Annotated in this window: 9 protein-coding genes; 3 read left to right on the plus strand and 6 right to left on the minus strand. The window is 59.8% G+C overall.

The window, feature by feature from the left end; genetic code table 11:
• Nucleotides 1–29 precede the first annotated feature (29 nt).
• A complete protein-coding gene (locus OC610_RS01745) occupies nucleotides 30–2,069 on the minus strand; it encodes an oxidoreductase (RefSeq protein ID WP_264426254.1) in 2,040 nt (679 codons plus the stop codon).
• A 237-nt stretch (nucleotides 2,070–2,306) separates the two neighbouring features.
• On the opposite strand from OC610_RS01745, the gene OC610_RS01750 reads away from it, so the two are divergent.
• The 3 genes from OC610_RS01750 to OC610_RS01760 all read left to right on the plus strand — a co-directional run bounded on the left by OC610_RS01750 (nucleotide 2,307) and on the right by OC610_RS01760 (nucleotide 5,807).
• On the plus strand, nucleotides 2,307–3,524 hold the full coding sequence (locus OC610_RS01750) for a DUF3422 domain-containing protein (protein WP_264426255.1): 1,218 nt from the start codon (nucleotides 2,307–2,309) through the stop codon (nucleotides 3,522–3,524).
• A 112-nt stretch (nucleotides 3,525–3,636) separates the two neighbouring features.
• Nucleotides 3,637–4,767 carry a carbon-nitrogen hydrolase family protein gene (locus OC610_RS01755; RefSeq protein ID WP_264426256.1) on the plus strand — a complete coding sequence of 377 codons (1,131 nt, stop codon included), beginning with the start codon at nucleotides 3,637–3,639 and terminating at the stop codon, nucleotides 4,765–4,767.
• A 2-nt stretch (nucleotides 4,768–4,769) separates the two neighbouring features.
• Entirely contained in the window at nucleotides 4,770–5,807 is a 1,038-nt protein-coding gene (locus OC610_RS01760) for an AraC family transcriptional regulator (RefSeq protein ID WP_264426258.1), read from the plus strand.
• 42 nt (nucleotides 5,808–5,849) lie between these two features.
• On the opposite strand, the gene OC610_RS01765 is transcribed toward OC610_RS01760, so the two are convergent.
• The 5 genes from OC610_RS01765 to lon form a co-directional block, all read right to left on the minus strand.
• Nucleotides 5,850–5,990, minus strand: a complete 141-nt coding sequence (locus OC610_RS01765; RefSeq protein ID WP_264426259.1) for a hypothetical protein — start codon at nucleotides 5,988–5,990, stop codon at nucleotides 5,850–5,852.
• A gap of 116 nt (nucleotides 5,991–6,106) precedes the next feature.
• On the minus strand, nucleotides 6,107–6,964 hold the full coding sequence (locus OC610_RS01770; RefSeq protein ID WP_264426261.1) for a DUF2242 domain-containing protein: 858 nt from the start codon (nucleotides 6,962–6,964) through the stop codon (nucleotides 6,107–6,109).
• Between the two features lie 225 nt (nucleotides 6,965–7,189).
• Nucleotides 7,190–9,061, minus strand: coding sequence for a SurA N-terminal domain-containing protein (locus OC610_RS01775; RefSeq protein WP_264426263.1), 1,872 nt, complete (start codon nucleotides 9,059–9,061; stop codon nucleotides 7,190–7,192).
• Between the two features lie 224 nt (nucleotides 9,062–9,285).
• Entirely contained in the window at nucleotides 9,286–9,558 is a 273-nt protein-coding gene (locus tag OC610_RS01780) for an HU family DNA-binding protein (protein WP_008077714.1), read from the minus strand.
• A gap of 149 nt (nucleotides 9,559–9,707) precedes the next feature.
• Entirely contained in the window at nucleotides 9,708–12,104 is a 2,397-nt protein-coding gene (gene lon / locus OC610_RS01785) for an endopeptidase La (RefSeq protein ID WP_030140023.1), read from the minus strand.
• Nucleotides 12,105–12,233: the final 129 nt, after the last annotated feature.

Below are 12,233 nucleotides of genomic sequence, written 5' to 3' on the forward strand. Positions count from 1 at the left end.
ATGGGTCTTGGAGCTAGGGGCTTTGCGCCTTACAACTGTGCCGCCAGCCGCGAACCCTGGTCGATGGCGCGCTTGGCGTCCAGTTCCGCCGCCACGTCGGCACCGCCGATGAGGTGGACAGTCTGCCCAGCCGCTTCCAGGCCTTCCTGCAACTCGCGCAGCGGATCCTGCCCGGCGCAGATGACGATGTTATCCACGGGCAGCACCTGCGGCTCGCCCGTCTCGCCAATGCGAATGTGCAAGCCCTCATCGTCGATCTTCAGGTATTCGACACTGTTGAGCATCTGCACCTGTTTGTTCTTCAAGCCAGTGCGATGAATCCAGCCGGTGGTCTTGCCCAGGCCATCGCCGACCTTGGACTTCTTGCGCTGCAACAGGAACACCTGGCGCGCCGGAGCATGGGGCTCGGCCTTGATCCCGGCGACACCGCCACGCGCCTGGAGATGGGTGTCGATCCCCCACTCCTTCCAGAACGCCTCGCGGTCCTGGCTGGTCGCAACACCTTGATGGACCAGGAACTCCGACACGTCAAAGCCAATCCCGCCGGCACCGATCACCGCGACACTGCGGCCAACCGGCTTGCGTTCGAGGATCACGTCCAGGTAACTCAGCACCTTGGGATGTTCCACCCCCGGGATCGCAGGTACACGCGGCGCAATCCCGGTCGCCAGGATGATTTCGTCGTAACCGCCGGCCACCAACTGCGCCACATCGACGCGGGAATCGAGGCACAGCTCGACGTGGGTGGTCTGCAACTTGCGCTTGAAGTAGCGCAGGGTTTCAAAGAATTCCTCCTTGCCCGGCACCCGCTTGGCGACGTTGAACTGACCGCCAATTTCGCTGGCGGCATCGAACAATGTCACCTGATGCCCCCGCTCGGCCGCCACGGTAGCCGCGGACAACCCGGCAGGACCGGCGCCGACCACGGCGATTTTCTTCACCTGGGTCGCCGGCAGGTAATTGAGCTCAGTCTCATGGCACGCCCGCGGATTCACCAGGCAACTGGTGAGCTTGCCGCCAAACGTATGGTCCAGGCAGGCCTGGTTGCAGCCGATGCAGGTGTTGATTTCGTCGGCCCGGCCTGCGGCGGCCTTGTTGACGAATTCCGGGTCGGCGAGGAAGGGCCGCGCCATGGACACCATGTCGGCGTCGCCTTCCGCCAGGATCCGCTCCGCCACGTCAGGCGTGTTGATACGGTTGGTGGTAATCAACGGAATGCTCACCGAGCCACGCAACTTGGCGGTGACTTTACTGAACGCCGCCCGCGGCACCTTGGTGGCAATGGTAGGAATCCGCGCTTCGTGCCAACCGATACCGGTGTTGATGATCGTCGCGCCGGCCTGCTCGATGGCCTGGGCCAATTGAACGATCTCATCCCACGTGCTGCCCCCTTCCACCAGGTCGAGCATCGACAGACGGAAGATGATGATGAAATTCGGGCCGACCGCCTCGCGTACTCGGCGCACGATTTCCACCGGCAGGCGCATGCGGTTTTCATAGCTGCCGCCCCAGCGGTCGGTCCGGTGGTTGGTGTGTGCCGCCAGGAATTGGTTAATGAAATAACCTTCCGACCCCATGATCTCGACACCGTCGTACTCGGCCTTCTGGGCCAGCACCGAACAGGTGACAAAATCACTGATCTGTTTCTCGATGCCCTCTTCGTCCAGTTCCTTGGGCTTGAACGGGTTGATCGGAGCCTGGATCGCGCTCGGTGCCACCTGCTTGGGGCTGTAGGCATAACGACCGGCATGGAGAATCTGCATGCAGATCTTGCCTCCGGCCTCATGCACCGCCCGGGTGACGATCTGGTGCTTGAGCGCCTCTTCCTCGGTAGTCAACTTGGCCGCACCGGAGTAAACGCCACCTTCATCGTTAGGCCCGATCCCGCCGGTCACCATCAGGCCCACGCCGCCCCGGGCACGCTCGGCGAAATACGCCGCCATGCGCTCGAAACCACCCGGCTTCTCCTCGAGACCGGTGTGCATCGACCCCATCAGGGTGCGGTTGCGCAACGTGGTAAAGCCCAGGTCCAGCGGGGCCAGCAAATGCGGGTAATGAGGGGCGGTCATCGGTAACTCCACTACGGGCGATCACGGAAAATGCGGAAGCTCTTCGGCCTCCATCTCTTGCCCAACAGCGTAAGAGTCGGGGGGCAGGCGCTCAATGACCGTAACTGACAACTTAATGATCCAAATGCGCAGCGACTCCGGGCGGTGGACCGTGACTTGCGGCAGAGCGCGCGAGTCCTATGGAAGCTGGCAGGTGCTCTACCTAAAAAAAACGCTAACCACACGGTCGCCCCTCGCATGCATCCCCAACGAAAAACGCTGCACAACGAATTGCACGCACGCCCGTCGCTGTATTTCGACGAACCGGCTCACGTCTTTCACTTGGCATTGCTGGGTGACAACCTCCGATGCGACAAGCTGCTCGGGCAGCTGTGCCCCGACACGGTGTCGAGCGATGCCGCACAGGGCATTACCCAACTGGACGGGCATCCTCTGAAATGGGAGCGCCACACCGAGTTCTTCACCCTGACCCTGGTCGTTGCGGCGGGTAGCGATGAGCTGCAGTGGGCCGCCCTCCCCGATTGCCTGGCGCGGGGTATCGAAGACCACCGCGAGCACATCATCAATGCCGTTCAGGTGGTGGTGCGTGGCGAAGCAGGGCTCGACTTGCCCAGCTACGGCTTCAAGGATCCCTGCGGCTCCAGTGTCGGCGGCGGCGATGCCGTGGTCTGGAGCGACTTTCGGCTGACCGAGGACGGTACCAATCGCTTGCTGTTCATCAATCGAAGACTCAACGCCTACCGCCAGGGACGGATGATCCGGCGGCTGTTGGAAATCGAAACCTATCGCATGATGGCGTCGTTGTCGCTGAGCACTGCCAAGGCACTGGACCCGCAACTGAATGAATACGATCGCACCCTCGTGGCGCTTTCCGAACGCAATGCAAAGGCCAGCGGCGTGCATGCCAAGGCCTTGCTGGAAGATATCACCCAACTCTCCCGCCAGGTCGTCAGCAGTACGGTCAAGAATCGCCATCGGTTCAGCGCGACCCGAGCCTATGCGCAACTGGTCTTCGAACGCCTGGGCGAATTGCGGGAGAGCCACCTGGGTGACTGTCAGCGATTGGGCGTGTTCATCGAGCGGCGCTTCAAACCGACGGTGCGGTATTGCGCCGCCACCGAACAGCGGCTTGAACAGCTCGCCTTGAGCGTTGCCAACCTGGGTGACCTGCTGCAAGCCCGCGTACAGGTCGAGATGGAAGACCAGAACGCGGAAATCCTGCGCAGCCTCAACGCACGCGCCGACGCGCAAATAAAGATTCAACGTGCGGTGGAAGGCTTATCCATCATCGCCATCACCTACTACCTGATCAACCTGTTCAAACTGGTTTATAGCGGGCTGCATACGCTGGGGGCGAATCTGTCTGCCCGTGACGCGCTATTGGGCATGGCGCCGCCGGTACTGTTGATCATGTTGCTGATCATGCTTCGCATCAGGAAGGCCAAGAAACATTAGGGGGATGTCCGGCGTGTCCGGCACACCCTTTCGCTAATCCATTGTTTTCCGTACCCTGCCAGGTGACTCTTGATGAAAATCACGACCCTGTACGCGGCGACCGACTGTTCTCATGCGCAAATTTCTGTACCTGCTGTTCTCCCTGGCGTTGTTGGCCGTCCTGTTCACCTACGCCTCGTGGACAGCAGACCGCCCGATGGGCCATTACCTGTCAGATCTGCGGATCAACCTGGCGGTCGACCAAGGCACCCCTGCTGATCGAGGCAACCTGCTGGGCATCCAGCCTGAATTGTTCCCCACCGACTACCAGAGCCCCGAACGCCTGCATCGAAAGCTCGCCGCCTACCTGCAGACTGCTCGCGACCAAGGGTTTCTCAACGATAAGACTGTCGTGGTCCTGCCCGAGCACATCGGCACCTGGTTGATGGTCAGCGGTGAAAAAGATGAGGTGTACCAAGCGCCTACCTTGAGACAAGCCATGCATTGGCTGGCGTTCAGCAACCCGTTGGCATTCATTCGTGCACTCGCCGGCGCCCAGGGCGACAACCGCCTGGACGATGCGTACCTGCGCATGAAGGCAGACACCATGGCCCGCGACTATCAAGTCCTGTTCGGCGGCCTCGCCAGGGAATTCAACGTAACACTGGTGGCCGGCTCCATCGTCCTGCCCGAGCCCAGCGTCAACGAAGGCGAACTGACTATCGGGCGCGGCGCCCTGTACAACAGCAGCCTGGTGTTCGGTCGCGACGGCCGTCCCATCGGCCAGCCCCAGCGTCAACGCTATCCGGCGTTTGACCGGCAGGATGTGCTCCAGGCCGAACGGCCCGACGCCACGCATGTCATAGAAACGCCCGCTGGACGCCTGGGCGTGCTGATCGGCACCGACAGTTGGTACCCGCTGCACTATCGACAACTCAACGAACAAGGCGCGCAACTGATCGCCGTACCGGCCTTCGTCGTCGGTCGCGATACCTGGAGCAAACCCTGGAGCGGCTATAAAGGCCTGTCCACCCCAAGCGAAGTGAGCCTCAAGCCCGGTGAAGTGAACGAAGGCCAGGCCTGGCGACGCCTGACATTGACCAGCCAATTGCCGGTCAGCCAGGCACGTGGCGGCGTCAGCGTGTTCCTGCGCGGGCAATTCTGGGACAGCGGCAGCGCCGGGCAGAGTTTCATCAGCCACGACGGCCAGCAATTCGCCGACGGCGAAGCCCGTGGCGCACGCCTGCTCAACCTGTGGCTGTGAACATGAAGCCGCAACCGATGCGCCTGGGCGACCTGTCCGTAGGTTTCGTCCACAGCCTCGCTGATGCAGTGGCCAGCCATGGGCAGGATCCCCAGCCACTGCTTGAACAATACGGCCTCGATGCGGCACGCCTGGCCGAACCCGGGGCTCGCCTGTCGATTCCGCGCTACATGCGCCTGGGCCATGCCGCGATCCAACTGACCCAGGACCCGGCCCTGGGCCTGCGCATGGGCCAGCTCAGCCGCTTGAGCCAGGCCGGGCTGGCCGGCGTCACCGCCGCACAAGCACCCACCGTGCGCGAAGCCGCGCGCTGCATGATCCGTTTCGAACCCCTATACGGCTCTAACTACCGCGGGCAATCGAGTTTGCATGAGGATGCGCGAGGTGCGTGGCTGCGGTTCTATTCCATCAGTCCGTACAACGCCTATAACCGCTTTGTCGTGGATTCGATCATCGCCGGCTGGCTCCATCAGTTGTCCAGCATAAGCGACGTCCCGCTGCGGGCTGAACGTATCGAAATCGAATTCCAGGAGCCGGAGTACCTGGAGGCCTACCGTGTCTTAGGCGAATGCCCGATCCAATTCGGCGCCGAACAGAATCAGCTGCGCCTGGGCCTGGACAGTCTCGCCCAGCGCAACCGCCAGCATTGCCCAAGCACCTGGCACCATCTGGTTCAATTATGCGAACGGGAACTGGAGCAACTGACACGAACGCGCAGCTTGCGCGAGCGCATCATCCAATTGCTGGGACCGTTACTCAGTGGGGGACGGGAACCGGATCTCGAAGAAGTTGCCACGCGCCTGAAATTGCCGACCTGGACATTGCGTCGCAAGCTGGCGGAAGAAGGTACGCAATACCGCGCGATCCTCAACGACACGCGCCGAGACCTGGCAATGACGTACATTCGCGACACGGAACTGGCGTTCGGCGAAATCGCCTACCTGCTCGGGTTTGCCTCAGCCGAGGCGTTTCAGCGCGCTTTCAAGCGCTGGAACAACCAGACGCCGGGAGAGTTTCGTCGCAGCCGCAAGGGCGCTTGAGCGCCACTCTTTGAGGCGTGCAGCGCCAGCTACCCTGCCGACCTACAGCTCCGTCGCGTCTTCGGCGGGCTCCAGCGGATCCAGCTCATACGCCTGATATTCCAGCAGCTCTTCCTGATAATCGTCCATTGCCTGTCCTTCCCAATATCGTTGAACCAATGCCTGAAGGCCTGGAATCAGCATAAAGCTGCTTTATGAACAAAACATGAAGCCAAGGCTTCATGAATTAAACGTAGCACAGCATCGGGAATTTAAAGCTGGGAGATGTAGCAAGGGATTACGCTCCTTGCCACACCGCTTCAGGACGCCGGAAGTGGCTGGATGGGCTCGGTCGGCGCCGGCAGGGAACTGGCCGGTGGCGGCGTAATGGTTTCCGTCGCCGAAGGTGCAGAAGACTCTGGCTCGCTGGGGGCAATCGGCGCGGGCTCGACCGGTGGTGCGACCGGCTCCGACACCGCAGGGGCAGGTTCAACCGGCGTCGCAGGCGCAGGGGCTGGCGTCGGCTCGGGAGCCTGCAGCGCCGCCGGCTGGGGGGCTGGAGGGGGAACCAAGGCAGCCGGTTCGGCCTTGGACTCGGGAACGCCGAGCTCGGTTTTCGGTTTGTCGCCAGTCTCGACGGCTTTTTTTGCTTCCGGAGGCAGGAAGAGTTCCACCAACGTAAAGAAACGCTCGTAGAACTTGGCTGCCGACACGGTTTCGCTGGCCACCTTGACCATCGAATCATCCGAAGAGCCGATCGGCATCGACACAGACCCCAATACCCCCACGCCCAGGCTGGCGGAGTTATTGATTTTCTTCAGGGCATAACGGTCCTGCAGGGCGTTGGCGAACATGGTCGCGCGATGTCCGGGGCCGCCATCCTCGGCGCAGACCAGATTGAAACTGATCTCCATGTGGGTGTCACCGGTCTGCTGGAAACTCTTGTGTCCGCTGACCAGCTTCGGATCGCTGCTGGTGATGATGTAACCCTGGCTGAGCAATGCCCGACGGCCCGCTTCACAGGTCGCCACATCAGTCACCGGGTAAGTGCGCGAGAACGTGCCCGAATCATCAAAGTTCTCGTGCTCGTAGATGGCCGCCTTCTTGGAGGAACAACCGGTTGCGACGGCCAGCAGCAATGCCAGCCCAACGGTGCGCATGTGAAATGATCTGAACATTGAACATCCTGGAGAAAACAGTCCGGCGCGTATTGTGCAACAGAACGCTGCCGGTCAGCTTGGCTAATCATGTCTCAAAGGGCTTACAAGTCTACGGTGGGTTGCCGACAGGAAAAAGACAAAACTCGACGAATCGACGAACATCGCTTCCAGGAGTCACGCGCAGAAACAAAAAAAAGACCCCGACCTTTCGGCCGGGGTCTAGATAGACACACCGTCAAAACATCAGAAACGCTTGATGTCCGCCTGGCTTTCCAATTGCTTGCGATACGCCGCGAAGTCCTGCTGACCGACACGGGACGCGAGGTAGCGACGATACTCCGCCTTCTCTTCGTCCGTCGGCGCCGCCGCTTCGTTCACGCCGTTCAAGCGCAGGACCGTCACGCTGCCGTCCGCCAAGGTCACGCTGGCGAACGTTGGCTTATCCTTCGACTCAGGCTTGGGCATGCGGAACAACGCCTGCAACACCGCAGGGTCAACGCCCTCCTGGCCACGAGTAGCTGCTTCGACGGCTTTCCAGCCTTGGCCATTGACGGGCTTGTCCAACGCCGCCTTGCCATCACGCAAGCTGGCGATCAGCTCGTCGGCACGGGTCTTGGCAGCCGCGCTCGCATGCTCCTTGGCCAACTGGGCGCGGATAGGCCCGGCCACGTTTTCCAATGGCAGTTGCTCAGGCTTGCGATGCTCCTTGGCACGCAGCACCACGACCGTTTCCGGGTCCAGTTCGATGGCGGTGCTGTTGGCACCCTCATTCAGGACTTCCGGGCTGAACGCAGCGGTCACGACGGCGCGGTTGGCCGCGATCCCTTCGCCACCTTCACGACCGAACGGCGCCGACGTATGCACGGTCAGCTTCAGGTCCTGCGCCGGCTGAGCGAGATCAGAAGCTTCGAACGATGCATCTTCCAGTTGCTTGGTCGCTTCGACGAAGCGTTGCTCCACCTGCTGGGTCTTCAGCTCGCGAGTGAGCTTTTCCTTCAGGCTAGCGAAGGTCGGCACCTCAGGGGCTTCAACGCCCAGCAGCTTGATCAGGTGCAGGCCGAAATCGGTTCGCACCGGTGCCGATACCTGATCCTTGCTCAACGCATACAGCGCTTTTTCGAACTCGGGATCGTAGACACCTGGCCCGGCATAACCCAAGTCACCGCCATTGTTTGCCGAACCCGGATCCTGGGAGTATTCCTTCGCCAACGCCTCGAAAGATTCGCCTTTGGCCAGGCGAGCCTGGACTTCCTCGATCTTCGCCTTGGCCTGGGCTTCGGTGACCTTGTCGTTCACTTCGATCAGGATATGCGCTGCCCGACGTTGCTCAGACAGGTTAGCAATCTCTTTCTGGTAGGCCGCTTGCAAGTCTTCGTCCTTGACGCTGACCTGGTCGAAGAAAGACGCTTTCTTCAATTCAAGGTAATCGATGACGACCTGGTCAGGCGTCATGAATTCCTTGGCATGCTGGTCGTAGTAAGCCTTGACCTCGTCATCGGTCAGCTTCACCGCCGACGGATCTGCCTTGATGGTCAGGGTGGCGAAATCACGGGTCTGCTTTTCCAGGCGAGCAAACGCCAGCACCTGGGCATCAGTGACGAAGCCACTGCCAGCCAGGCCAGCGCGCAATTGGCCGATCAGCATTTCCTGGGCCAACATCTGGCGGAACTGCAAGCGACCGTAACCCAACTGGCGAATCACTTGGTCGAAACGCTCCGGGCTGAATTTGCCATCGACCTGGAACTCAGGCGTCTGCAGGATCACTTGGTCCAGCGCGGCTTCGGAGAACCCGAACTTCGCGTCATGGGCACCTTGCAGCAGCAACTTGCGATCGATCAGGCCCTTGAGCGCCGAGTCGCGCAGCATTTTTTCGTCCAGCAGCGAAGCATCGAAATCCTTGCCCAACTGTTGCATGAGCTGGCGGCGTTGCATGTCGACCGCCTGGCTCAGCTCGTTCTGGCTGATGTTTTCGCCGTTGACCTTGGCCGCTTCGTTACTGTTGGTGGTGGCTTTGAAAATGGCATCGAAACCGGTCAACGCCATCAATGCGACGATGACCCCGATGATGGTCTTGGCAATCCAGCCTTGTGAATTGTCCCTGATATTCTGCAGCATGCGTCCCCCAGAAACGGTTGAACTTCAAATTTAGGCAACCGTGGAGCGTGGGTAGAATCCGGATAGAAGAAAGGCGCATCCGAGGATGCGCCTTCTCGTAACTGGCGGAGCGGACCGGGCTCGAACCCGCGAGCCCTGGCGTGACAGCCCGGATGTTACCGGACGCATTACCGCTCCGCTGCCAAGCCAGGCATGACCCCGACCCGGATAAACTCAATGAAACCTTAGTTAACGGCTTCTTTCAGCGCTTTACCAGCTTTGAAGCCTGGCTTTTTGGCAGCAGCGATCTGCAGCGTCTTGCCGGTCTGCGGGTTGCGACCAACACGAGCTGGACGATCGGTAACGGAGAAAGTACCGAAACCAACCAGAACAACAGAGTCGCCAGCCTTGAGAGCGCCAGTGACGGATTCGATTACAGCGTCCAGCGCACGGCCAGCAGCAGCTTTCGGGATATCAGCGGATGCAGCGATAGCATCAATCAGTTCCGACTTGTTCACTCTAAGTCCCCTTATATCTATTTTGAGATGATTCTAAGTTTTTTTGGTGAAAGCAAAAACGAGTGCTGAATGGCCTGCAGACACTTAAGAGCCGCTTTATAACAAGGGCTCTAAAAAACTGTCAAGGAAGCCCCCCAGGCAAATGCGTATTAATGCGTGCTAATTCTTTCCTTAGAGTCAGACTCTCGCTTTTCTTCCTTCGCGACAATCTCCGGAGCCACATCCGGCAAGGGCTCCGGCGCGTATTGCAGCGCAATTTGCAGGACCTCGTCAATCCATTTAACCGGTTTGATCTGAAGATCCTGCTTGATGTTGTCAGGAATTTCCTTCAAATCACGAACATTCTCTTCAGGAATGATCACGATCTTGATGCCACCACGGTGGGCCGCCAGCAGTTTTTCCTTCAGGCCGCCAATCGCCAGCACCTGGCCACGCAGGGTGATTTCCCCGGTCATGGCCACATCGGCCCGCACCGGAATGCCGGTCAGCGCCGATACCAATGCCGTGCACATGCCTACGCCAGCACTTGGACCGTCCTTGGGCGTGGCACCTTCAGGCATGTGGATGTGGGTGTCGCGCTTTTCATGGAAATCCAATGGAATGCCCAGGCTACGAGCCCGGCTGCGAACAACCGTCAGCGCCGCGGTGATCGATTCGACCATTACATCACCCAGGGAACCGGTCTTGATCAACTGGCCCTTGCCCGGCACGACGGCCGCTTCGATGGTCAGCAACTCGCCACCGACTTGCGTCCACGCCAAGCCGGTCACCTGGCCGATCTGGTCCTGCTGCTCGGCAAGGCCGTAGCGGAATTTGCGCACGCCCAGGAAATGCTCCAGCGAGTCCGAAGTCACCTTGACTGCGAAGCGCTTCTCGAGAGCATGCTCCTTCACCGCCTTGCGGCAGACCTTGGCGATCTGACGCTCCAGGCCACGCACACCGGCCTCGCGAGTGTAGTAACGAATGATGTCGCGGATCGCTTCCTCGTCGAATTCCAGCTCGCCCTTTTTCAGGCCATTGGCCTGGATCTGCTTCGGCGAGAGGTATTTGACAGCGATGTTGATCTTCTCGTCTTCGGTGTAGCCCGGCAGACGAATCACCTCCATCCGGTCCAGCAACGCTGGCGGAATATTCATCGAGTTGGAGGTGCAGAGGAACATCACGTCCGATAGGTCGTAATCGACTTCCAGATAATGGTCGTTGAAATTGTGGTTCTGCTCCGGATCGAGCACTTCCAGCAACGCAGATGCCGGATCACCGCGCATATCGCTGCCCATCTTGTCGATTTCATCCAAAAGGAACAAAGGGTTGCGCACGCCTACCTTTGTCATCTTTTGAATCAATCTTCCTGGCATGGAACCGATGTAAGTCCGACGATGGCCGCGAATTTCCGCCTCGTCGCGCACGCCACCCAGTGCCATCCGAACGAATTTGCGGTTGGTGGCATGGGCAATCGATTCTGCCAGGGAGGTCTTACCGACCCCTGGAGGGCCCACCAGGCACAGCACCGGGCCACGAATCTTCTTCACGCGTTTTTGCACGGCGAGGTATTCAAGGATGCGCTCCTTGACCTCCTCCAACCCGTAGTGGTCCGCGTCCAGGATGTCTTCCGCACGCGCCAGGTCCAGGCGAACCTTGCTCTGGGCCTTCCACGGCACCTGGACCAGCCAGTCGATGTAGGAACGCACCACGGTGGCCTCGGCCGACATCGGTGACATCTGCTTCAGTTTGTTCAGCTCGGCCTGGGCCTTGGCAAGCGCATCCTTCGGCAGGCCGGCGGCATCGATGCGCTTCTTCAGCTCTTCGATTTCGTTATGACCTTCATCGCCATCACCGAGCTCTTTCTGAATGGCCTTCATCTGCTCGTTCAGGTAGTACTCGCGCTGGCTGCGCTCCATCTGTTTCTTGACGCGACCGCGAATGCGCTTCTCGACCTGCAGCAAGTCGATCTCGCCATCGAGCAATGCCAGTACGTGTTCGACACGGGCCGACAAATCGATGATTTCAAGAATTTCCTGCTTCTGCTCGATCTTGAGGGCCATATGGGCCGCCATCGTATCGACCAGGCGTCCCGGCTCGTCGATGCTATTGAGCGACGACAGCACCTCGGCAGGCACCTTCTTGCCCAATTGCACGTACTGTTCGAACTGCGATAGCAGGCTGCGGACAAACACCTCGGATTCACGTTCCGGCGCATCGACTTCGTCGATCAGCGAGACCTCGGCACGGCAATACCCGTCCACTTCGCTGAAACGCTCGACTGCCCCACGCTGCTCGCCTTCAACCAGGACCTTGACGGTGCCGTCGGGCAGCTTGAGCAGTTGCAGGACCGTTGCAATCGTACCTACGCGATAAAGTGCGTCTTCGCCGGGATCGTCGTCGGCAGGATTTCTCTGAGCGATCAGAAGAATCTGCTTATCACCCGTCATCGCGGCCTCAAGGGCTTCGATGGACTTCTCGCGCCCCACGAACAGCGGGATAACCATGTGCGGATACACCACGACATCGCGCAATGGCAGGAGAGGCAATTCGATGGTTGTCTTCATGATTTCGCCTCTACGGCGGCCGTAAGGCCGTAAACAGATGGAAGTAAGCTTGAAACCAAGATGGGGGCAGCCTTCAAAAAAAACAAGCGCTAAGACACGTCTAAAACGCGCTAATAGCAAAGGGGCCCG

Source organism: Pseudomonas agronomica, from assembly GCF_025917275.1.
GTDB lineage: Bacteria > Pseudomonadota > Gammaproteobacteria > Pseudomonadales > Pseudomonadaceae > Aquipseudomonas > Aquipseudomonas agronomica.